12 protein-coding genes are annotated in these 24442 nt (G+C 67.3%); 4 read left to right on the forward strand and 8 right to left on the reverse strand.

Annotated features, from left to right (window positions below):
* Positions 1–5: 5 nt before the first annotated feature.
* From treY to AB3X98_RS30950, 8 genes are all read right to left on the reverse strand, one after another.
* Entirely contained in the window at positions 6–2888 is a 2883-nt protein-coding gene (treY, locus tag AB3X98_RS30915; RefSeq protein ID WP_368605176.1) for a malto-oligosyltrehalose synthase, read from the reverse strand.
* On the reverse strand, positions 2885–5140 hold the full coding sequence (malQ, locus tag AB3X98_RS30920; protein WP_368605177.1) for a 4-alpha-glucanotransferase: 2256 nt from the start codon (positions 5138–5140) through the stop codon (positions 2885–2887). Before malQ ends, treY begins: the two co-directional genes overlap by 4 nt.
* On the reverse strand, positions 5137–7038 hold the full coding sequence (gene treZ / locus AB3X98_RS30925; protein WP_368605178.1) for a malto-oligosyltrehalose trehalohydrolase: 1902 nt from the start codon (positions 7036–7038) through the stop codon (positions 5137–5139). The genes malQ and treZ overlap by 4 nt, the downstream gene beginning before the upstream one ends.
* A 26-nt stretch (positions 7039–7064) precedes the next feature.
* A complete protein-coding gene (glgX, locus tag AB3X98_RS30930; RefSeq protein ID WP_368605179.1) occupies positions 7065–9284 on the reverse strand; it encodes a glycogen debranching protein GlgX in 2220 nt (739 codons plus the stop codon).
* Between the two features lie 68 nt (positions 9285–9352).
* The gene (gene glgB / locus AB3X98_RS30935) at positions 9353–11569 is read right to left on the reverse strand and encodes a 1,4-alpha-glucan branching protein GlgB (protein WP_368605180.1); all 2217 of its coding nucleotides are present in this window, start codon (positions 11567–11569) and stop codon (positions 9353–9355) included.
* Complete coding sequence (gene treS / locus AB3X98_RS30940; protein ID WP_256094466.1) at positions 11562–14894, reverse strand: maltose alpha-D-glucosyltransferase; 3333 nt, start codon at positions 14892–14894, stop codon at positions 11562–11564. The genes glgB and treS overlap by 8 nt, the downstream gene beginning before the upstream one ends.
* 119 nt (positions 14895–15013) lie before the next feature.
* Entirely contained in the window at positions 15014–18508 is a 3495-nt protein-coding gene (locus AB3X98_RS30945; RefSeq protein ID WP_368605181.1) for a maltotransferase domain-containing protein, read from the reverse strand.
* A 329-nt stretch (positions 18509–18837) separates the two neighbouring features.
* The gene (locus AB3X98_RS30950) at positions 18838–19494 is read right to left on the reverse strand and encodes a DUF1345 domain-containing protein (protein ID WP_069261362.1); all 657 of its coding nucleotides are present in this window, start codon (positions 19492–19494) and stop codon (positions 18838–18840) included.
* Between the two features lie 353 nt (positions 19495–19847).
* On the opposite strand from AB3X98_RS30950, the gene AB3X98_RS30955 reads away from it, so the two are divergent.
* The 4 genes from AB3X98_RS30955 (at position 19848) to AB3X98_RS30970 (ending at position 24435) form a co-directional block, all read left to right on the forward strand.
* Positions 19848–20423 carry a sugar dehydrogenase complex small subunit gene (locus AB3X98_RS30955; RefSeq protein ID WP_368605207.1) on the forward strand — a complete coding sequence of 192 codons (576 nt, stop codon included), beginning with the start codon at positions 19848–19850 and terminating at the stop codon, positions 20421–20423.
* A 70-nt stretch (positions 20424–20493) separates the two neighbouring features.
* A complete protein-coding gene (locus AB3X98_RS30960) occupies positions 20494–22095 on the forward strand; it encodes a GMC family oxidoreductase (protein ID WP_368605182.1) in 1602 nt (533 codons plus the stop codon).
* Positions 22096–22108: 13 nt separating this feature from the next.
* Positions 22109–23512, forward strand: coding sequence for a c-type cytochrome (locus AB3X98_RS30965; protein WP_368605183.1), 1404 nt, complete (start codon positions 22109–22111; stop codon positions 23510–23512).
* A gap of 182 nt (positions 23513–23694) precedes the next feature.
* Positions 23695–24435 (forward strand): metallophosphoesterase, encoded by a 741-nt coding sequence (locus AB3X98_RS30970; RefSeq protein WP_069261358.1) that lies wholly within the window; start codon positions 23695–23697, stop codon positions 24433–24435.
* The last annotated feature ends 7 nt before the right edge of the window (positions 24436–24442 follow it).

Here is a 24442-nt window from a genome sequence, read left to right on the forward strand (position 1 = left end):
GCGGCCTAGCTGCGCGCGAGTGTGGCGAGCACCGCTACGGGCATTGCGCCCAGGATGTCGCGCAGTGCGAGCGTGCCGCCTTCGCGCACCGTGTGCGTGGCGTCGCTGAGCCAGTCGTGCAGCGTGGCTGGCGCGCATCCTTTGGGCAACTCGACCGTCGTATCTTCCCAGCGTTCGGGCGCGACGAGCGGGATCTCGCCATCCAGCAAGCCCGCCGCGAAGCGTGTGCCGATCACGATGGCCCACGCGTCGCCGTGATGGCGCGCGAAAGCGATCACATGCGAGGCCTGCGCGCCGCTCACCGTAAGCGGCAGATAGTCGCCTTCGCGCAGCAGTTCGGGTGCGCGCGCTCGCAGCGCGAGCAGGCGGTGCACGGTGGCCAGCTTCACCTGGCCGTTGCGCCAGTCCTTCAGCTTCGCGGCGGGCGCCTGCTCATCGAGCGCGGCCGCGCGGGCGGCGTAATCGACGGGCCGCCGGTTATCCGGATCGACGAGGCTAAAGTCCCAGAGTTCGGTGCCCTGATAGAGGTCGGGCACGCCCGGCGAGGTGAGCCGCAGCACCGTTTGCAGCAGCGTATTGAGTGCGCCAGCGGGCGCCACACGCGCGACGAATTCGGCCAGCGCCTGCAGGAAGCCGTCGCGCCGTTGCGGGGCGAGGATATCGAAGAGAAATGCCTGGCACTCCGACTCATAGGTTTCGTCGGGCGAGAGCCAGTTCGTGCGCAGCTTCGCTTCGCGCAACGCCTTGAGCAGCCACGTCGAGACGCGCTCCGCCAGCGCATGCACGCCCGCTTCGTCGCCCGGGTCCAGTTCGGGCGGCCAGCAGCCCACCAGCGTTTGATACAGCATCGCCTCGGCGGCCGGTCCCGGCGACCATGCCGCGCCGGCCGTCCCTTCGTTGCGGCGATGCGTCTGGTTCAGCGTCGACCAGGCGCGCAGCGTGGCACTCCAGTCGAGCGCTATCTCGCTCAATACGGCGAGCCGCGCCCGCACGTCCTCGCCGCGCTTGTGGTCGTGCGTGGCCGTGGCGAGCAGCCCATAAGGACGACGCTGGCGCAGCCGGTTCGTCGCGTGAAAGTCATGCAGCGTGCGCGCGAAATCGTCGGGGTCCGCGCCCACTTCGTTACGCGAGAGCAGGCGGCCGTAGCGATAGAGCGCCGTGTCCTCCGTGGCCTTCGCCGCGAGCGGCGCGGTGAGCTGGGAGAACAGCGCGAGCGCTGTGCGCTGCGCGATGAGCGCGTGGCTGAGCGGCGTATTCCCCTGGTTGCCGCCCGCACCCGCGTTCGCCCCGGCTGGCGCGGCGCGTGGCGTCCTGGCGGCGCTGCCTCCACTGTTGCCGCCGCCGCCGCTGGCGTTGTTCGCGGCAGGTTCGGGGGCGCGACCGCCGAGCCAGCCGTCGACGAGGTCGAGCGCCGCGAGGCTCGCGCGCGGCAGTGCACGGCGCGCGGCGTCGAGCGCAACGTCGAAATAACGGTTGTCGAGCGCGCTGCGCAAACCGTTCGCCGGATAGATCCGGTAGATCGGGAAGTACATGGCCAGATGGGCAGCCACGCGATGCACCGACGCATAGGTGGTGTCGCGCGTGCCCGGGAGTTCGCGCGCGATGCGGTGCAGCGCACGCGTCACGTGGTCGAGTTCCGCGGGCAGATAGGCGGCCAGCATCTCGCGGCGCGCGTCGAGCGCGTAGGCCGCGAACGGCCGGTCGTCGCCGGAGATGGCGGCCCACGCCTCGGCGAGCGGCGCTGCGCCTGCAGGATCGTGCAGCAAGGCGCCCACGTCGTTCATGAAGTCGTAGCCGGTCGTGCCTTGCACGGGCCAGTCGTCGCGCAGCGTTTCGCCTTGCGCGAGGATCTTCTCGACCACGATGTAGGGCGGCGTGGCGCGCAGCGAGGCGAGCCGCTGCCGCAGGCGTTCGCAGTACTCGCGCGGGTCCGCAAGCCCGTCGATATGGTCGATGCGCAGGCCGTCGATCACGCCGTCGGCGTAAAGGCGAAACACGAGCTTGTGCACGGCCTCGAACACGTCGTGACGTTCCACGCGCACGCCGGCGAGCGCGGTGATGTCGAAGAAGCGCCGCCAGTTGATCTCGTCGGTGGCCGTGCGCCACCACGCGAGCCGGAAGTGCTGGCGCTCCAGCAGGCGGTGCAGCCGCTCGCGCGGCACCGGGTCGCCGCTTGCATAGGATTCCAGAACGAAGTCGATGGGGTCCGTGCCGACCCGCTCGACGAACGCGCGCAGCGCGTCGCGACCGGCGCTGGCGCGCGCCTGGTCGTCGGGCTGGGTCGTGAGGCCCTGGAATGGTCCGGCGAGCGTGTTGAGATCGGCGCGGTTCGCGGACTGCAGGAGCGTCGCGTAATCGGTCGGGCAGATCGGGCACACGTGCGGCCCGTACTGCACATAAAAGCGCGCGGCGGCGGGATCGAACTTCAGCTCGATGCGGCCTGCGGCGAGTTCTTCGCCGTACTGGGCGCCGAGAAACGGCATCAGCACCTTGCCGCGCAGGGCGGGGTCGGGCGAGTGCCAGTCCACGTCGAAGTGGCGCGCGTACGCGCTGTGACGTCCCCATTCGAGGATGTCGAGCCACCAGGCGTTGTGGCCGCCGCCCACGCCCATGTGATTCGGCACGAAGTCGGCGATGATGCCCATGCCGCGCTCGTGCACTTTCGCGGCGAAGCGGCGCAGCGCGCCTTCGCCGCCCAGTTCCGCGCTCACCGTGCCGTAGTCGACGGTGTCGTAGCCGTGCATCGAGCCGGGCTGCGCGGTCGTGACGGGGGAAAGGTAGAGATGGCTCACGCCGAGCGCGGCGAAGTAGTCGAGCTGCGCGAGCGCGTCGGCGAACGTGAAGCCGTGATGGAGCTGCAGGCGCAGCGTCGCGCGAGGGTGTGTCATGGCGTCGGCTTCTTTTCGGTCGCACCTGGCGCCGAGCTGGCGGTTGAGTTCGCGGTTGAGTTGGCGTCGCTCGCGCCTGCACCGGCGCTCGGCTCGGCGCGCGTGCGCGCAACGGCCTCGCGTGCGCGTACGACGGCTTCGACGCGCGCGGCGACGGCCGGATCGGCGAACAGCGTCTCGACGGGCAGCGGCAGGCGGCGGCGCCAGTTCGGATGCTCGTCGATCGAGCCGGGCAGATTCGGCTGGTCGGACAACGCGAGCAGGTCTTCGAGCGGGCAGGTGACGAGCGGGCTATGCGTTGCCGCGACATAGGCGAGCGCGGCATTCACGGGCGGCTCGTCGGCCGGCGGCGGTTCGGTGTCGCGCGGCGCGAGCCCGCTGTGCTGCAACGCATGCCAGAGTGCGACGCGATCCGTCGCGCGCCGCGCGCGGTCGAGCGCGACGGGGTCGCGTCCGTCGGCACGCGGGAGCGTCTGGCCGATGCGGTTGCGCCAGTCGATGTCCGCGCCGCTCCACCAGCCCGCGACGGTCGGCAGATCGTGCGTGGTGGTCGTCGCGACGCCATGCGGGTCCCAGCGCGCGGGCGCGAGAAAGCCCTTGCCGTCGTGCTCGAACCACAGCACGCGAATGCCATACAGGCCGTGCGCGGCGAGCCGCTCGCGCAGCCCCGGCGGCACGGTGCCGAGGTCTTCGCCGATCACGATCGCGCGATGCCGCCACGATTCGAGCGCGATGAGCCGCACGAGGTCGTCGAACGGATAGCGCAGATACGCGCCGTGGCGCGCGCTTTCGCCTTCGGGCACGAGCCAGAGCCTGCGCAGCCCGAGAATATGGTCGATGCGCACACCGCCCGCATGGGCGAAGGCCGCGCGCAGCATGTCGATGAACGCGCGGAAGCCGTTGTTGTGCATGGCGCGCGGCGAGAACGTCGTGAGTCCCCAGCTTTGCCCGGCCTGGTTGAAGATGTCGGGCGGCGCGCCGACCGAAACGCGTTGCAGCATGTCCTGCGGCAGCGACCACGCGTGCGAGCCCGCGCCGTCGCAGCCCACGGCGAGATCGGCGACGAGGCCGATCGCCATGCCGGCCTCGTGCGCGCTGCGCTGCGCGCCCGAGAGCCCGAGCGCTGCGAGCCATTGCAGGAAGCGGTGAAAGTCGACTTCGCGCCGGTGCTCCTGCGCAAACGTCGCCACGTCGGCGCTGCGCGGGTCGCGCAGCGGCTCGGGCCAGTCGCGCCAGTGGCGCTCGCCGCCGGGACCATGCAGCATGGCTTCCTGCAGCGCCTCGAAACGCGCGTGGTCTTCGAGTGCCTCGCCGCCCTGCGCACAGAACGCGGCGAAAGCGGCGGCACGCGGCGAGCCGCTCGCGCGCTCGTCGGCGTCGAAGCGCTCGAACAGCGCGCGCAGCACCTTGAGCTTGAGCGGCAACGCACGCTGCCAGTCCACGAGCGGCGCGGCTTCGAGTTCGCGCCACGCGTCGAGCGCATTCGCGGCCGCGCTCGCGTCGTGCGCGGCCTTGGCGCCGAATTCCGCAGCGGGGTCGATGTGCGCGACATTGACCCACAGGCGCGACGACGGCGAATAGGGGCTGAAGTGACCCGGCTCGGCGCTGAACATCGCGTGGGTCGGGCTCACCGCGAGTGCCTGCGCGCCGCGCCGCGCGCTTTGCGCGGCGAGCGCGGCGAGCGCGGTGTAGTCGCCGATGCCGCCGTCGCCGTTGCGTCGGAGTCCGTACAATTGCGCGGCGAGGCCCCACAGCGGCGGCACTGTGCCGCTGTCGCCGTGACGTGCGCGCCAGGCGTCGGCGACGGTATGGCAGTGCGGCGGCGCGACCGCGATCGTCAGGCGATGGTCGTTGACGGTGAGCGTGTGATAGCCCGGCTCCGCAAGCGGCGCGAGCAACGCGCTCTCGCCGCGCGGCGAGGTGAAGCGGCCCTCGATGTGCTCGCCGCTTTCGAGGTCGATCCGATAGTGGCTGCCCGCGCGTACGGCAGAAGGCGGCAGTTCGATCGCGCTGTCGTATTCGGCGGTGATGAGCGGCGGCAGTCGCCGCGTCGACTGTTCCGCATTGAGTGCGGAGGTGCTCTGGCGGATTTGCGTGGCGTTGGCGCAAGGCAGGCCCGCGCATTCCAGCAGAGCGGAGAGCGTGCTGTCGGGCACGCGCTGCACGGCGCCGTGTGCGTCGGTCCATTCGACCTCGAAGCCCGCGCGTGCGGCGAGTGTCGCGAGCGTGTCGCTGCGGCGCGCCGTGCTCATGCGTTGGGCTCCTCGCGATGCACGATGCGCGCGTCGTGTTCGCTCGAGTACTCGGGCACGTTGCCGGTGAGCCATGCAATGCACGCGCTCTCGGGCAGCACGCCATTGTCGGCAAGGTCGCGCGCACGTGGCGGCGTTTCGAAGATCACCATGCCATCGGGTCGTGCATCGAGCGGGACGCCGTCGCGGCCCAGGTTCAGCGCGATCGTGAGCGTTTCGCCATCGTCGAGGCGCCAGCGCGCGACGAGCGCGGCGAGACCGTTCGCAGCGTCGTCGGCGAGCACGGTTGCGCCGAGCGCGCGCGCGTGGCGCAGGCGCGGCATGAGCAGGTGCGCCCGCACGCATAGCGCCGACTTATAGAAGTGCATCCATTCGAGCCGTTCGCCGTCGAGCGGCGCGTCGGCCAGCGGCGACGAATTCACGAAGGTCTGCAGATCGTTCGGATCGGGAATGCGCGCCCGGCTCGCTTCGTCGTTGAACGCACCGAATGCCTTGAATTCGCTGCGGCGGCCTTCGCGTACCGCATCGGCGAGCTGGCCGGTGAAGGCGGTGAAAAACTGGAACGGCTGCGTCGAGCCGTATTCCTCCTCCATGAAGAGCAGCGGAATTTGCGGCGAAAGCAGCAGCATTGCCGTGGCCGCGCGCAGGGCGTCGTCGTCGGCCAGCGTGCGCAGCCGGTCGCCCATTGCGCGGTTGCCGATCTGGTCGTGGTTCTGCAGGAACATCACGAACGCGGTGGGCGGCAGGTGCGCGCTCGGTTCGCCGCGCGGCTTGCCCCCGTGCACGGGCGACGGGTCACCCTGGTACACGAAGCCTTCGCCGAGCACGCGCGCGAGTTTGCCGATGGGCGAATCCTCGAAGGCGCGATAGTAGCCTTCCGACTCGCCGGTGAGCAGCACGTGAAAGCAGTGATGCGCGTCGTCGTTCCATTGCGCGCTGAAGTGCGATTCGAGCAGATTGGCTTCGTTGTGCTCGTTTTCGAGCACCAGGTGCACATGGCGGCCGGACTCGACACGCGCCTTCACGTGGTCGGCCAGCTCGCGCAACCAGTCGGTGTTGCCGATCGCATGTGCAGCGTCGATGCGCAGACCGTCGAAGCGATATTCCGTGAGCCAATAGAGCGCGTTGTCGCAGTAGAAGTCGCGCACTTCGAAGCGGTCGAAGTCGAGCGCTTCGCCCCACGGCGTCTTCACGTCCTGGCGGAAAAACGGTTTGGCGTAGAGGCCGAGCCAGTTCCCGTCGGGGCCGAAGTGGTTATACACGACGTCGATGAACATCTGCAGCCCCAGCCCATGCGCGGCATCGACGAGCGCTTTCAGTTCGTCAGGACTGCCATAGGCCGCGTGCGGCGCGTAGGGCAGCACGACGTCGTAGCCCCAGCCGCGCTCGCCCGGATAGTCGTTGAGCGGCATGAGTTCGACGGCCGTCACGCCGAGCGCCGCCAGCGCGGGCAGACGTTTCATTACACCCTGATAGCCGCCCAGCGCGCCCACGTGCAGCTCGTAGATCACGGTCTCTTCCCAAGGGCGTCCTTGCCAGTGCGCATGCTGCCAGGCGTACGCGCGCGGGTCTAGCACTTCGCTCGGCCCATGCACGCCCTGCGGCTGGAAGCGCGATGCGGGGTCGGGTACGCGTTGCTGGCCGTCGAGGCAGTAGCGGTACAGCGTGCCCGGCCCGCACGACGCCTGCGCTTCGAACCAGCCGTTGCCGGTCGGCGTCATGTCGAGCGGCGGCGCGTCTCTCACGTTCTCGAACACGACCTGCACCGTTTGACACGACGGCGCCCAGAAACGAAAGCGCGTATGCGGCTGCGAGTGCGCCGCGCCGATCAGCTGCGCGCCGAACGGCAGGCAATGCATGTACTGGCGGGCGTGCGGATCGTGCGAAAGCGGGGACATGGTGGATTCCTGGTTGCGTCCTGTACCTATCCAGCGGCGGCTTGGTCCGGGCCCGCGGGGGCGCCCGACCCGGAGGCGCCCGGCGTGCGGCGCGGGTCCGGCGTGGCCGCGTCGCCGCGCGTGCCCGCTGGCCGGTGCGTGTCGGCACGCGCCGGACGGGCGCAGAGCACGGCGAGCGCGCGCGCGGCCAGTTCGTACGTCGTGTCGGGCAGCGCGTAGGGCACTGCGTCGGGCCGCGCGGTATCGAGCAGCACCTCCCATGCCATGCGCGGCGCGGGCGCGACGAACGTCACCGCGCCTTGCGAGGCGTTCAGCATCATTAACAATACTTCCATTTGGCCGTGGAGTCCCGCTCCGGCGCGTCGCATGGTGAACGCGCTCGCTTCCGGGTCGTGCCAGGCCTCGGGCGAGAGCGGCTCGCCGCGTTCGTCGAACCAGTCGATGTCGTGCACGCCGGGCATCAGCTCGCGCTCGCCGAACAGAAAGCGCGTTTCGTGCAGCAGCGGATGTTCGCGGCGCAGCGCGATCACGCGCGCGGCGAAACGCGTCATGGCCTTGCCCTGGGGCGTTTCGGCGAGCGCCCAGTCGAACCACGAAATGTCGTTGTCCTGGCAGTACGCGTTGTTGTTGCCGCGTTGGGTGCGGCAAGCCTCGTCGCCCGCGAGCAGCATGGGTGTGCCGAGCGCGATGAGGAGTGTGGCCATCATCGAGCGGCCCACGCGTGCGCGCGTGGCGAGGATTGCGGGGTCGTCGGTCGGGCCTTCCACACCCCAGTTCGCGCTCCAGTTTTCATTGTGGCCGTCGCGGTTCTCTTCGCCGTTCGCTTCGTTGTGCTTGCGCTCGTACGAAACGAGATCGGCGAGCGTGAAGCCGTCGTGCGAGGTGACGAAATTGATCGACGCCCAGGGCCGGCGCTTGCGTTTGTCGAACAGATCCGCGCTGCCGGTCAGGCGCGCCGCGAGGTCGGCGCGCTGGCCCGGCGCGCCGCGCCAGTAGCGCCGCACGCTGTCGCGAAAGCGATCGTTCCATTCGGAAAAGCCGGGCGGGTGGTTGCCAAGCTGATAGCCGCCCGGGCCCACGTCCCACGGCTCGGAAATCAGCTTGCATTGCGAAAGCACGGGGTCCTGGCGCAGCACGTCGAAAAAGCCGCCGTTCGGGTCGAAGCCCGCGGGCTCGCGCCCGAGCGTGACGCCCAGGTCGAAGCGAAAGCCGTCGATGCCATATGACGTGACCCAGTGGCGCAGCGAATCGGCGACCATCTGCAGCACGCGCGGATGCGAAAAGTCGAGCGTGTTGCCGCAGCCCGTGTCGTTGATGAAGTGGCGCTCGTCGCCAGGCACGCAGCGGTAATAGCTGGCGTTGTCGAGGCCGCGCCACGAGACGGTGGGGCCCATTTCGCCGCCTTCGCAGGTGTGGTTGTAGACCACGTCGAGAATGACTTCGATACCCGCCGCATGAAGCTGCCGCACGGCAATGCGCATTTCGTCGGTGTCATAGCCCACGAGGTAGCTGGGCTCGGGCGCGAAGAACGCGGCCGAGTTGTATCCCCAGTAGTTGCGCAATCCGCGGTCGATCAGAAAGCGCTCGGAGAGAAACGCGTGTACCGGCAGGATCTCGATGGCCGTCACGCCGAGGTTGTGCAGATGGTCGATGAAACGCGGCGCGGCCAGCCCGGCAAAGGTGCCCCGCATGTGCGTGCGCAAATCGTAACGCTGCATCGACAGACCGCGCAGATGCGCCTCGTAGATGATGGTGTCGCCCCACGGTGTGTTGGGCCGCCGGTCGCGCGACCAGTCGAAGTTGTCGTTCACGACCACGCACTTGGGCATGGCCGGCGCGGAATCGCGCCGGTCGATCGAGAGGTCCACGCGGTTCGAATGCGCGCGGTAGCCATAGAGCGTGTCCGACCAGCGGAACTGCCCGATGAGCTGCTTCGCGTAAGGGTCCAGCAGCAGCTTGTGCGGATTGAAGCGGTGCCCCAGATGTGGCTGATAGGGGCCATGCGCGCGCAGGCCATAGACGGTGCCGGGATGCGCGCCCGGCAGATAGCCGTGCCACACCTCATCGGTGCATTCGGGCAAGGTGTAGCGAATGCGCTCCTTGCGGCCGGTGGGGTCGAAGAGGCACAGCTCGATGCGCCACGCGTGGGCCGAGAACACGGCGAAGTTGGTGCCGAGTCCGTCCCACGTCGCCCCGAGCGGCCAGGGGGAGCCGGGCAGCAGGCGCTCAGGCGGACCGTTTGCCATGACGATGCTCCATCTGTTGTTCTTCGTTTTGCATCGGGTTCCTGATCAAATCCCGCCGCTGCGCCGCCTTAGCGGCGCAGGCGCAGGATCAGCGTGCCGAGCGGCGGCAGGACGAGTGCTGCCGACTGCGGCTTGCCGTGGCTCACCACGCTCTCCGTGCTGACGAGGCCCCCGTTGCCCATGTTCGAGCCGCCGTACACTTCGGCGTCGGTGTTGAGCGCCTCTTCCCACTGTCCCGGCTGCGGCATGCCGATGCGGTAGCCGTGGCGCGGCACCGGCGTGAAGTTGCAGATCACCACGATCTCGCGGCCCGATCCGTCCACGCGGCGCCACGCGAGCACGCTGTTTTCGCTGTCGTCGGACACCAGCCATTCGAAGCCGCCGGGTTCCGAGTCGAGCGTGTAGAGCGCGGGCTCGCTCGCGTAGAGGTGGTTCAGGTCGCGCACGAGCGTTTGCACGCCGCGGTGCAGCGGATCGTCGAGCAGGTTCCAGTGCGGCGTGCCGTCGTGATCGAATTCGGCCATCTGCCCGAACTCGCCGCCCATGAACAACAGCTTCTTGCCGGGGTGCGCCCACATGAAGCCGAAATACGCGCGCAGGTTCGCGAACTTCTGCCAGCGGTCGCCCGGCATCTTGCCGAGCAGCGACCCCTTGCCGTGCACCACTTCGTCGTGCGACAGCGGTAGCACGAAGCGTTCGGACCACGCGTAGACCATCGCGAACGTCATCAGGTGATGGTGATAGCGGCGATAGACGGGGTCTTCGTGCATATAGTGCAGCGTGTCGTGCATCCAGCCCATGTTCCACTTGAACTGGAAGCCGAGGCCGCCATCCTCGGGGCGCGCCGTGACGCCCGGCCATGCTGTGGATTCCTCAGCAATGGTGATGACGCCGGGGCGTTGCGGAACATATTGCGTTTCGTGATTGAGGCGCTTGAGAAACGCAATCGATTCGAGATTTTCGCGACCGCCGTAGATGTTGGGTACCCATTCGCCTTGCGCACGCGAATAGTCGCGGTAGAGCATCGAGGCGACCGCGTCCACGCGCAGCGCATCTACGTGATAGCGCATGAGCCACGCAAGGCCCGAAGCGACGAGGAACGCGCTCACCTCGCGGCGTCCCAGGTTGTAGATCATCGTGTTCCAGTCGGGGTGATAGCCCTCGCGCGGGTCGGCATGCTCGTAGAGCGCCGTGCCGTCGAAATCGATTAGACCGTGCGCGTCGTTCGGGAAATGCGCGGGCACCCAGTCGAGAATCACGCCCAGCCCCGCTTCGTGCGCGCGGTCGACGAACGCCGCGAAGTCCACCGGCGCGCCAAGGCGCGCGGTGGGCGCGAACTGCGAGAGCGGCTGATAGCCCCACGAGCCGCCAAACGGGTGTTCCGCCACGGGCAGCAATTCGATGTGCGTGAAGCCCATGCCCTGCGCGTAGGGGATCAGGCGCTCGGCGAGCGCGCCCCAGTCGGGCGCGGGGGCATCGGCGCCTTGCGTGGGCAGCCATGAAGGCGCATGGACCTCGTAGACCGACATGGCCGCGCGTGCGTTCTGCCGTTCGGCGCGCGTTTGCAGCCACTCGTGATCGCGCCACGCGTAGTGGTCGATCGCCTCGACGGGCGCCACGATCGAAGCCGTGCCCGGCGGGCACTCCGTCTGCAGCGCACAGGGATCGGCCTTGAGCGGCAGGACCGCGCCGCGCGCGCCGAGTATCTCGTACTTGTAACGCGCACCGGCCGCCACACGCGGAATGAACAGCTCCCATACGCCGGCTTCGTGGCGCAGCCGCATGGGGTGACGCCGCCCGTCCCACGCGTTGAAGTCGCCCACCACGGAGACGCGCTTCGCATTCGGCGCCCAGACCGCGAAGCGCACGCCGGGGATGCCGTCGCAGGTCAAGGGCCGCGCGCCAAGGCATTCGAGCACCGCGTAGGGGTCCCCGTCTGCGAGACGCACCAGCGCTTCGTGCGATAGCTGCGGGCCGAATGAATAGGTATCTTCGATTTCCTGGCTCACGCCATGCCAGTCGACCACGAGCCGGTAGGGCACCGCTTCCGCGAGTGGTCCCGCATAGAGGCCTGCCGGATGCACGAGCGAGAGTTCGCCGAGCGTGTGGGCGCGGTCGCGCGCCACCACGCTTGCGCCTGAGGCGTTCGGCAGCCATGCGCGCACGTAAGGGGCGCCGTCCACCCAGTGCAGCCCGAGCACGGAGAAAGGATCGGAGTGGTACGCGCCGGCGAGTGCGTCGGCGTCGTGGAGATTCAGCCCGGCTTGGGCCGCGCGCTCAACCATGGCCACCTCCGCCGGAATGCGATTGCGTGGACTGCGTAGGGGTGAGTCCGAGCACGCGTGCCGCCAGCGCCGCGAGACCGCGTACCGGCAACGCGAGCCAGGTGGGGCGGTTGGCCGCCTCGTAGCGGATCTCGTAAGCCGCTTTCTCGATCAGGAACAGGTCGAGCAGCGCCTGCTCGTGCGAAGCGCTGACGAGCGTGAGCGGTCCTTCTGCCACGGCCGCGCGGTACTGGCTCAGGAATGCTTCGGCCGCATAGCCGCGGAAGCGCTCGAACAGGGCGCGCTTGCGATCGACGACTTGCTGCGGCGCGTTTTCGAGCGTCGATTGCGCGGCGGCGCCCGCATACGAGAGCGAGCGCAACAGGCCCGCCACGTCGCGCAGCGGCGAGGTCTTGGCGCGCCGGTAGTCGAGCGCTCGCGCGGGCTCGCCTTCGAAGTCGATCAAATACGCGTCGCCCTGGGAAAGCAGGACCTGGCCCAGGTGGAAATCGCCGTGGATGCGGATGCGCGCGGCCTTGGTGTCGTCGGGCACGAGTTCGTCGATCTTCGCGACGAGCGCCTTGCGGCGATCGATCAGGCTGCGCGCGAGGTCGCGCGCGTCTTCGTCGAGCGTTTGCTCGTCTTCGCCCGTATGCTGCGCGACGATGTCGAGTGCTTCGTTGAGCATGGTCTTGGTGTCGGCAATCCAGTTGCGCACGTCGTCGGGGGTGGCGGCAACGGGCGCGAAGGCTTCGTCGTCGCTGGGTTGGGAGAGCATCGCGTGCAACTCGCCCAGGCGCTTGCCGATGGCGCCGATCACCGCGCAATAGCCGTGCACGGCTTCCTCCTCGTGCGCCTGGTCGACGCTCGTGTCGTCGTCCACGGCGAGCGCGAGTTCGTCGATCGTGCGGCGCAGATAGTCGAGCGCCCAGTCCCACGCATTGCCCTGATTGTCGATGAAACCCTGCACGATGATGAGCGTATGCGGTACGCCCGCGGGATCGACACGCACCACTTCGCCATAGAGCGGCGCCGTGTTCGCGTAGCCGAGCTTCGTGAGGTAGCGGCTCATTTCCGCTTCGGGGTGCACGCCCGCCATCAGCCGGCGCACGATCTTGAGCACGAGGGTTTCCGCGATCACGAGCGAACTGTTGCTCTGCTCAGCGGCGAGCCAGCGCACCTCCGGCGTCTCGCCGAGGTCGAGTTCGTCGAGTCGCTCGGTCGGCTCGAAGCGGATCGTGCTCTGCTGCACGGTGGGTACCGTGGCGCGCTCGCGCAGCTTGCGCAGCACGCCATAGGCGAACCACGGCAGCGAGAACGCATCCGTGAGATAGCCCACCGTGCGGCCGCGCCGCACGCGCGAGAGCGCGAGCTGAATATGCAGCGGCGTGGTGATTTCGGTGCCCCAGGTAATCGCGATCGGCAGGACGTAGCGCTCGCTCGTGCCGTCCGCCAGCTCGGCCTCGATTTCTGTGAACGCGAAGCCCGCGCCGTAAATCGTCGTGAGCGCCGCGAGGCGCACGGAGCGCAGCGGCTTGTCCTTGGAGGCGAACCAGCGGCGACGCGAGAGCCACGAAGGCAGCACTTCCGACTCGAGCAGCCGCACGTTTTCGGGCGTCGCACCGGTTTGCCCTTCGCGGATCACCACGGTCACGAACTCGGGCAATTGCTCCGAAGTCGGCTGGCTCCACGAAGGCCGCTGATCGCCGGCGCTCAGGAGGAACCACAGGAAGCCGTAGGGCGGGAAAGTCAGCAGATAAGGCAGTTGCCCGATGGCCGGAAACACGGAGTCGGCCGTCATTTCGACGGGGGACATGCCCGCGAATTCGGAAAGATCGAGTTCCACCGCCTGTGGCGCGCGTGAGAGGTTCGCCACACAGAGGATCGGCGCTTCGCCGGGCATCTCGCGCAGGTACGCGAGAATCTTGCGGTTCGCGGGCCGCAGGAAGCGGATCGTGCCGCGCCCGAACGCCTGCTTTGCGCGGCGCGTGGCGAGCATGCGACGCGTCCAGTTGAGCAGCGAATGCGGATCGCGGCTTTGCGCTTCGACGTTGATGGCGTCGTACCCATAGAGCGAGCCCATGAGCGGCGGCAACACGAGCTGTTCGGGGTCGGCGCGCGAGAAGCCGCCATTGCGGTCCGACGACCACTGCATCGGCGTGCGCACGCCGTCGCGGTCGCCCAGGTGGATGTTGTCGCCCATGCCGAGTTCGTCGCCGTAATAGATCACGGGCGTGCCGGGCATGGAGAGCAGCAGCGAGTTGATGAGTTCGATGCGGCGGCGGTCGCGCTCCATGAGCGGCGCGAGACGCCGGCGAATGCCGAGGTTCAGGCGCGCGCGCCGGTCGCTCGCGTAGGTGTTCCAGAGGTAATCGCGCTCGGAGTCCGTCACCATTTCGAGCGTGAGTTCGTCGTGATTGCGCAGGAAGATCGCCCACTGGCAGCTTGGCAGCAAGTCAGGCGTCTGCTTCATGATGTCGAGAATCGGGAAGCGGTCCTCGCTCGCAATCGCCATGTAGAGGCGCGGCATGAGGGGGAAGTGGAACGCCATGTGGCATTCGTCTTCGTTGCCGAAGTACTCTTGCACATCCTCCGGCCACTGGTTCGCTTCGGCCAGCAGCATGCGGTTCGGGTAGTGCTCGTCGATGGCCGCGCGGATCCGTTTGAGAATGCCGTGCGTTTCGGGCAGGTTCTCGTTGTTCGTGCCTTCGCGCTCCACGAGATAGGGCACGGCGTCCAGACGCAGCCCGTCGATGCCCATGTCGAGCCAGAAGCGCATGACCTGCAGCACTTCGCGCAGCACGGCCGGATTGTCGAAGTTCAGGTCGGGCTGGTGCGAATAGAAGCGGTGCCAGTAGTACGCGCCGGCCACGGGGTCGTGCGTCCAGTTGGACGGCTCCGTGTCGATGAAGATGATGCGCGTGCCCAGGTACTTCTGGTCGGTGTCGGACCACACGTAGTAGTTGCGATGATTCGATCCGGGCTTGGCGCGCCGCGCGCGCTGGAACCACGGGTGCTGGTCCGAGGTATGGTTGATGACCAGTTCGGTGATCACGCGCATGCCGCGCGCATGCGCTTCCTGAATGAAGCGGCGCACGTCGGCGAGCTGGCCGTAGTCGGGGTGCACGTTGCGATAGTCGGCGATGTCGTAGCCGTCGTCGCGGCGCGGCGAGGGGTAGAACGGCAGCAGCCAGATCGCCGTGACGCCGAGGCTGGCAATGTAGTCGAGTTTCGCGAGCAGGCCAGGGAAGTCGCCCACGCCGTCATTGTTCGCATCGAAGAACGATTTCACGTGCACCTGATAGATGATCGCGTCCTTGTACCAGAGCGGGTCGTCGGACAGCATCGACGCCTTGCCGCGCCGTTGCGTGCCGCGTTCCTCATGGTGTGGATCGTGTGCGGTCGAGTCTCGCGTGACGGTCTGCACGTTCGTTGCGACAGGCTCGTGGGTAGCGGGGTCGCGTTTCATGTCGCTCCTCCGGGCGGGAAGTCCGCGTCCAGTTCGGGATGGCCCTCGATGTGCTCATCGGCGTGTTCAGGCAGCGGCTCTTCGCGCGGCAGGCCCGTCGCGGGCTCGATGCGCCAGATCGCGAACGGGCGCGCATGCGGGTCGAGCCGCACGTGCTGCCAGCGCCCACGCCACTCGAAGCGCTCGCCCGTCATTTCGTCGATCACATTGAGGGGGGCGTGGTCGTCGAGGTGCCAGCGCTGGAACGTCGTCCACGAAAGTTCGAAGTCGGCGCCCTGCTCGTTGAAGGCATCGAGGTTGATGGCCACGACGAGCACGTTGTCGCGCGCGGGCGTGGCCTTCTCGAAGCAGAGCAGCGAGTCGTTGCGCGCGTCGAGGAACGTGATGCCGAGATGCGTGTGCAGCGCCGGGTTGGCGCGCCGGATGCGGTTGAGCGTGGCGATCTCCGCGACGATGTTGCCGGGGCGATGCCAGTCCCATGCGCGCAGTTGATATTTTTCGGAGTCCAGATATTCCTCCGAATTGGGCATGGCGCGCCCTTCGCACAGCTCGAAGCCGCAGTAAACGCCCCACAGCCCGGAAAGCGTCGCAGCCAGCGCGGCGCGGATCAGGAAGCTCGAACGCGCGCCAGTCTGCAGATGGCGCGGATTGATGTCGGGCGTGTTGACGAAGAAGTTAGGCCGATAGAAGTCGCGCACCTCGGTTTGTGTGAGTTCCGTGAGGTACTCGGTGAAATCGCGTTTCGATTCGCGCCACGTGAAATACGTGTATGACTGCGAGAAGCCGAGCTTGGCGAGCCGGTACATGAGGCGCGGCCGCGTGAAGGCTTCGGAGAGGAAGATCACGTCGGGGTGGCGCGCGCGCACGTCGGCGATCATCCATTCCCAGAACGGCAACGGCTTCGTGTGCGGATTGTCCACGCGGAAAATGCGCACGCCCGTGTCCACCCAGAACAGGATCGCGTCGCGCAGCGCGAGCCACAAACCAGGCTTCGCGTCGTGCGCGTAGAACTCGGGGTTCACGATGTCCTGGTACTTCTTCGGCGGATTTTCGGCGTAGCGCAGCGTGCCGTCGGGCCGCCATGCGAACCAGGTGGGATGCGCCTTCAGCCACGGGTGGTCGGGCGAGCATTGAATCGCGAAGTCGAGCGCGATTTCGAGGCCTTGTTCGCGCGCCGCGGCGAGCATGCGGCAGAAGTCCTCGAGCGTGCCCAGTTGCGGATGCACCGCGGTATGGCCGCCTTCGGCCGCGCCGATCGCGTAGGGGCTGCCCACGTCGCCGGGCTGCGCATTGAGCGTGTTGTTGCGCCCCTTGCGGTTGGCGAGGCCGATGGGGTGGATCGGCGGGAAGTACAGCACGTCGAAGCCCATTTCGCGGATGCGCGGCATCTTCGCGATCACGTCGTCGAAGGTGCCGTGGCGCGATTCGTCGTCGCTCATCGAGCGCGGGAAGATCTCGTACCAGCTCGCGAAGCGTGCGGCGCCGCGCTCCGCATCCACGCGATTGACGATTGTGTCGCGCGAGAGAAACGGGCGGTGGCGCGCGGCGCGCACGGCCGCTGCGGTCGCAGGCGCGGCGATGATCGCGCAGCGTGTTTCGGTGTCCGCAGCAATGAAGCGCTTGACGATGGCGTCGAGCGTTTCGTTGTTGCGCTTCTGGTCGTCGTCGCCCGAGCCCGACGTTTCCGCAGTGGCGAGCACGAGCGCGAACAGGCGGCTCGCTTCTTCCAGTTCGAGATCGACGGGCTGGTTCGCCGCGCGCTTCTTGTGCAGATGTTCCGCAAGCGAGGCGAAGTCGTCGCGCCAGGCAATCACGACGTATTCGTAACGTCCGATGCGATCGAGCGGAATGTGGCCCGCCCACAGGTCGGTGCCCGCGGGCGGCACGGGCGTCATCGGCGACTCGTGCCAGGCGGTTTCGTCGGCGGCGCGCCAGAGCACGGCGGCGTCGATGCGGTCGTGGCCCTCGGCGAAGATGGCCGCGCGCACTTCGCAGCGCTCGCCGACGGTGCGCTTCGCGGCGAAGCGGCCGTGATCGACCGAGGGCTGCGCGCTCTCGATGGCAATACGCGGCGCGGCGATCGCTTCGAGCACGCTCTTGTGTCCACTCGTGTCGGTCTTGCCGCGATCTTCGGGCGGCGCGAGCACTACGAGCGGACTCGCGAGCGCGCGGAACATCCAGCATGCGCCCGCGGGCAGCGTGAACGCATCGGGAATAGCGCTCGCGTCGCGCGGCGCGGGCAGGCGCGCGCCGCGCAGCGTTTCGGCGTCGAGCGGCGCGAAGCGCGTGAAGCCGCCGGGCACGCCGTCGAGCAGGCGCGCGAGATCCACGCGCACAGGCGCGGCGAGCGCGGGATTGATGAGCGTGAGGATGGCGTCTTGCGCGTCGCGCAGGTCCGCGCGGTCGCCGCGCAAGAGCGCCGCGACGCTGGCGCCAGGGCCACTGAGTGCGCGCAGTTCACCGTTGGTCTGCAGCGCCCACGTTTCGCGTTGCAGCGCGTTGGCATGCGCGACATCGGCGCTCAGATCGAAGGGCGCGCGGGCTTTCGCTGCTTCCCACGTCTGCGTGCTGTTGCCGCTGTGCGAGGTTGCTTCGTCCACGCCATATTCGAAACCCATCGGCATGAGCCAGCCGGTGCCGAGCGCCGCTGCCGCGCGCAGCATGCGGCGATAGGCGCGCTCGACCGCGCGCGCATCGGCGGCGCCTTCCTGATCGTGCGCGTAGCGCGCACCATAGGGCGCTTCTGGAAACGTTATCGGTGAGCCCACGCGGCGCAATGCGGCGTGCTCCTCGACCATCCAGCTCGACGAGAAGTCCCACCAGCGCAGCGAGGAGAAGGCGGCGTCGAAGCCCGCACCTTCGAGGTGCGTGATCGCTTCGCGCGGCAGGCCTGGTGTCGCGGCGAGCCAGCGCGCTTGCGGAAAGCGTGCGCGTACGGCATCGAAGATCGCGCGTAGCACGTGGGGCGGCGTGCGGTGCGGCGAGTCCACGCGAAAGCCGCCGATGCCCGCTTCGACGAGCGCGATGGCGCGCGCCGTCCACCATGCGATGAGCGGCGCGCTCGCGCGCTCGAAATCGGCATAGGCCACGTTGGCTTCGCTGTGGCCGTGGCGTGGGTCGAGGCGCGCGTCTTCGGGCTCGAAGGGATGGAACCATTCGGGATGGGCAGTGTAGAGCGCGCCGTCAGCGGCGCTGCGGTCGAGCACGAGATCGGCGAGCAGCGTGACGCCGCGCGATTGCGCCGCGAGCGCGAGTTCGCGCACGGCGTCGTCGGCGGAGAGCTGGCTGCCGAAGGCTGCGTTCAGGCGCGCGTGATCGGCGACAATGCGGTCGTCGCCCGACGCGCCCGAGGCGAACAGCGCGCCGATCAGGACGTGATCGAAGCCAAGCGACGCCGCGCGGGCGACGTGCGCCGGCCACGCGTCGAGTGGTCCTGCCAGGACGGAATGGACGAAGTAGATCCGCGGCGCATAGGCGTGGGGGGGTTCCATCGGTCGTATTCCAGGTACGTCAGGCGAAGGGGATGCAAGTCGGGGTTAGCCGAAATGCGATCGCGCCGCCCGGGGGCTGCCGGAGCGTGCCGCGCTGCGCGTGGTGGACAGGCACCTGTTCAGAGTAGTGCAAGAGCAGGCCGGAACCAAACCGCTTGCGCCGCGTGGCGACTTGCGGGGGAGTCGAGCAAGGCACATGCCCATGAGCGACACAGGCGCGCGACGCCGCGTGCAAGGCGCATGTTCGCAAAGCCCGGGCGCAAAGGCGGCCGAATCGAGCGGAGAACCGGCGGCGATTGCCGGTATCGGGTGCAGCGGAGAAAAACGGATCAGCTACCGACCATGCTCGCGGCGATGTTCACGCACAGGCCTAGCACAGAAACGTTGAAATAGAACGACAAAATCGATTGCGCGAGCACGCCGCGCCGCGCGCTGCGCCCGCGCAGGCCGATATCGGCGGTTTGCGACGCGCAGGCGATGGTGAACGAGAAGTACAGAAAGTCCCAGTAATTCGGCGTGAGCTTTTTGTCGGGAAACGCGAGGGCGGGCTCGTTGGGATCGGAACCGTAGTAGAGGCGCGCGTAATGCAGCGTGAAGATGGTGGGAATGAGGAACCACGCCCCGATGAGCGTGAGCCCCGTGAGCAGCGAATGCAGCACTTTCGAGGCCGTGCCGAGATCCTTCGTCGTACCCAGCTCGATGACGATGGCGACGATGCTCGCCACCGTTGCGATGCAGATGAGAAACAGCACGGTCCCCGCGTTTTCGTCTTCGCGGCGGGCGTTCGCGCGCACGCTCTCTTCGTTTGCTAACACCATGTGTAGCCAGATCAGCACGAGGTAGGTCCATACCGTGGCGTCCCAGCCGAGCAGGACGCGCGCGGAAGTATGGATCGAGGCGGGCGAGAGCAAGCCGAGCACGACGCCCACGGCGATGGCGATCATCAAGTGCGGCCGGTTGCGCAGTACCAGCGGTATGAAGTTCATGGCGTGGCCCGGGGTCGCGCGGGTTAGCAATCAATTGCGGCGATTCTACCGTGCGCGGTCCGCCGGAGTGACGCGCTGTTCACTGTTATGCCGGGCATGCAAGCTTTCGGTTTGTCTTATCGGGCCATAAGGGGCTATATTGCTTGCGCAACGCGGAAGTGCGCTCTCGCAGTCAGCGCAACGACGGTGCATATGCATTGATCCGCGTTGAATGACGATAGCAAACGTTTTTCGCATGGCCTGTTTTCAGGCGCCGCCCGCGCCGGCGGCAAGCGTGTTTCGCCCCCCGCCAGGGGAACCTGGGGGGATCGACCTCATCTGGAGTGCCCATGACAGAGGTGACACAACACGGGATGTCTCAGGCGCCGCACGATCTTCCTGCTGTATTTGAGCGCCTCGGCCGTCCTGGCCGCAGGCGTTTCGTCTCGGGAACGTGCGCAGCGGCGCTGCTCGCCTTCGCGGCTGCCGGGCGCTCGCGCGCGCCTTTCGGCGTGGGCCGCGCTTTCGCGGCCACCTCGGCGAGCGCATCCGGTACCGGCTATGACGCCTTCATCGAGCTATCGCAGCGCCTCACTGGCCGCACGAGCTTCGACGCCGTGCTCGGCAAGCGCGTCTATGCCGCGCTCGGCCACGCGAGCAGTCAGTTCGACGCGAATGTCGCCACGCTCAACACCTGGATTCAAGGTCATGGCGGCGTGCCCTCCGATACCGTGACCGCCGCGCTCAAGCCCGATCAGCCGGAACTCGCATCGATGGTGGGCGACATCATGCGCGCGTGGTATCTCGGTCTCGTGGGCGAGATGCCGAAGGTGCAGGTGGTGGCCTTCGAAAAGGCGTTGATGTTCGACCCCGTCAACGACGTGCTCACGATTCCCTCGTATTGCCGCGACGTGCCGTTCTACTGGAAGCACAAACCCGCAGGCGAATAGTGGAGCAGCCGGCACATACATCACGGCCGCGCCAGGCCACCACAACGAAAGCCAAAGGATGAGGTCGACAATGGCGACAGGACGTTGCGCCGACGTGGTCGTCGTCGGTTCCGGCGTGGCGGGCAGTCTGGTGGCGCACCAGCTCGCCCGGGCCGGCGCTTGCGTGGTGCTGCTCGAAGCGGGGCCGCGCGTTGCGCGCTGGCAGATCGTGGAGAACTTCCGCAATTCGCCCGCCAAGGCCGATTTCGCCACGCCGTATCCGTCTGCGAGCTACGCGCCGCATCCCGAATACGCGCCGCCTAACGAGTATCTCGTGCAGAAGGGCGATTATCCGTACAACTCACAATATTTGCGTCTCGTGGGCGGAACCACGTGGCACTGGGCCGCCGCCGCGTGGCGCTTGCTGCCGGCGGACTTTCGTTTGAAAACCCAGTACGGCGTGGGTCGCGACTGGCCCTATCCCTACGAGACGCTGGAGCCGTGGTATCAGCTCGCGGAAGAGGCACTGGGCGTGTCCGGTCCGGACGCGACGTACGATCTCGGCTCGCCGCGGGCAAAGCCGTATCCAATGAGCATGCTGCCGCTTTCCTGGATGGATCAGCGGTTCTCGCAAGTACTGAATGCGAATGGCTTTCACGTGGTGCCCGAGCCGGTCGCGCGCAATAGCCGCCCGTTCGATGCGCGTCCCACCTGCTGCGGCAACAACAACTGCATGCCGATTTGCCCGATCGGTGCGATGTACAACGGCGTGGTTCACGCGGACAAGGCCGAGCGCGCGGGCGCGAAGCTCGTGCCGCAGGCCGTGGTCTATCGCATCGAGGCCGACAACAAAGGGCTCATTACCGCCGTCCACTACAAGGATCCAGGCGGCAGAAGCACGCGTGTGACCGGCAAGCTCTTCGTGCTCGCCGCGAACGGCATCGAGACGCCCAAGCTCATGCTGATGTCGAAGAGCGACGCGTTTGCCCACGGCATTGGCAATAGCTCCGGGCAGGTGGGCCGCAATCTCATGGATCATCCGGGCACGGGCATCACGTTCATGGCCAACGAACCGCTGTGGCCGGGGCGCGGGCCCATGGAAATGACCTCGGTCGTGAACTTCCGCGACGGTGCGTTCCGCTCCGCGTATGCCGCGAAGAAACTGCATCTGTCGAACGGGGTGCCCACCATGGCCGTGACGGCCGCGCTCATCGCGAACGGCTTGACCGGCGCGGAACTGGACCGGGAGATACGCGAGCGCACGTCGCGCACGCTCACCATCAACAGTTTCCACGAGCATTTGCCCGAGCCGCAGAACCGCGTGCTGCCCTCGAGCGAACACAAGGACGGGCTCGGCATTCCACAGCCCGAGATCTATTACTCGATCAACGATTACGTCAAGAAGAGCGCGGCGAACACGCATGAACTCTATGCGCAGATCGCGCAGCTTTTCGGCGGCACGGACATCGCATTCGACGATACCTTCGCGCCCAACAATCACATCATGGGCACGACGATCATGGGCGCGAACGCCGCCGATTCGGTCGTCGATGCCGATTGCCGCACGCACGATCATGCGAATCTGTTCGTCGCCAGCAGCGCGGTGATGCCCTCGGCCGCCTCGGTGAACTGCACGCTGACGATTGCCGCGCTGTCGCTGAAGCTGGCCGACAAGCTGCGCCACGAGCTTTGATACGAGCCAGACGATGAAAACAGCGAAGTCCTCCACAGCGGCCACCACGAATCACGAGCGAGAGCGACGCGCGCGTGCCGCTCTCGCGGCCGCGCTTTTCTGTGCCTTGGCGCTCTATATCGCGTGGCACGCCTCGCACGAGTCGAACTCGCGTCCCGTCGACGAACTGCCGATGTCCACGGCGCGCGGCGACGACACGTCGACGCCCATTGCGGACGCCGACAAGCCCGAGCTCATCAAGCGCGGCGCCTATCTAGCGCGCATTGGCGACTGCGTTGCGTGCCATACCGCCGATCCAGGCCGGCCGTTTGCGGGCGGCCTGCCCATCAGCACGCCGCTTGGAAAAATCTACACGCCGAACATCACGCCGGACCCCGATACCGGCATCGGCCAGTGGAGCGATACCGACTTCATACGCGCGTTGCATGAAGGCATCGGCAAGGGCGGCGAACGGCTGTACCCCGCGTTTCCCTACGTCGAATTCACGCGGATGACTGAGCAGGACATGCTTGCGATCCGCGCCTATCTGAATACGATCGCGCCGGTGCATTACACGCCGCCCGCGAACGAGTTGCGCTTTCCATTCAACCAGCGCTGGCTGATGATCTTGTGGAATCTCTTCAACTTCAACGAAGGCCGCTTCGTGCCGGACCCGAAGCAAAGCGCCGAATTCAACCGTGGCGCCTATCTCGTCGAAGGCCTCGCGCATTGCGAGGAATGCCACACGCCGCGCAACTTCATGCAGGGTCTCAAGACGACGGAGCGTTTCTCGGGCGCGACGCAAGCAGGCTGGCAGGCCTACAACATCACGCCCGACCGCACGAGCGGCATTGGCAACTGGAGCGACGACGCGCTGATCGCCTATCTCTCCACGGGCATTGCCGGGGGTCATGCGAGCGCAGCCGGTCCGATGGCCGACGTGGTCCAGCACTCGACGCAATATCTGACGCATGAGGACCTGCGCTCGATCGTGGCGTATCTGCGCGCGCTGCCGCCGGTTTCGGGCGGCGTGACGCGGCCGCGCGATGCCTGGGGCAAGCCCGCTGTGAACGACATCACCGCGCTGCGCGGCACGACGATCACGACCGTGAGCGGCTTGCAGCTTTTCGTGGCGAACTGCGCGAGTTGCCACCACTGGACAGGCGGCGGCGTGGGGGGAAGCGCGCCGGGCGCGTATCCATCGCTCATTCATAACAGCGTTGCAGGCGCGCCGAGCCCGGACAACCTCGCGATGGTGATCCTGCACGGTGTGCGGCGCCAGACGAAGGACAGCGACGTGCTGATGCCGGCATTCGGCGATGCATTGAGCAACGAACAGGTGGCAGCCATTTCCAACTACGTGACGACGCAGTTCGGCGATCTGCGGGCCACGCTCACGGCCGGCGAGGTCGCGGCGCTGCGTGCCCAGCCCCAGTAACTCACCGTAACGCCGGGGCTTTGCGCCGCGCTCGCGGCGGCACTGATAACCGCAAACGCGTATGCTGTGAACGCAGGCACGCCGCTTGCGTGTAGTCTGCTTAGTGACGCGCCCGTCGCAATCGTATTCGGTACGATATTTGGCGCTCATATGGCCCACTCACACAGCGCTATGATGAAGTGATGACGCATACACCCGACGCTCTCGTGCAGCACCATGCCGCCAATCTTGCAGGTCGCGACTTCGTAGTAGGCGATTTGCATGGTTGCGTGGAGGCGTTGCGCTATCTTTTGCGCGAAGTCGAGTTCGACACCGCGCGCGACCGGCTGTTTTCTGTGGGCGATCTCGTTGACCGCGGCGAGCGCGAGCAGTGCGAACAGGCGCTCGCGCTGCTCGACAAACCGTGGTTCTACGCCGTGCTCGGCAATCACGAAGACGCACTGTGCGCCGTAGCCGAAGGGAAGATGCCGCGCAACCGCTGGTATGGCATCGGCGGCGGCTGGGCGCAGAGCGTGCCCGACGCCGAACTCGTGCACTACGCGCAACGGCTGCGCCAATTGCCGCTTGCGCGCGTGGTGGGCGAGGGCGAAAAGCGATTCAATATCATTCACGCGGAATTTTTCGGCGACGACGCCGCGCTCGACAGCGGCCAGTTCGATTCCGACGTGCGCGAACGCATGCTTTGGGGCCGCGATCTCGTGCTCGGCACGGGCGATCCGGCGCGCCATGCGCTCTCGCTCACGTTCTGCGGGCATACGCCGGTGCGTGAAGTGCGGCAGATCGGCTCGCAGGTGTTCATCGACACCGGAGCGTTCATCACCGAAGGACGCCTCACCATGGTCGAGGCGCTCACATCGCGCATCTTGTCGGTCTCGCAGGTCGAGGCGCTCGCGCACGGCGCGGCCGCGATCGTGCTTCCCTGAGGCCTCG

Origin of the sequence: Paraburkholderia sp. BR14312 (assembly GCF_040948675.1) — a bacterium.
GTDB classification, from domain to species: Bacteria; Pseudomonadota; Gammaproteobacteria; order Burkholderiales; family Burkholderiaceae; genus Paraburkholderia; species Paraburkholderia nodosa_A.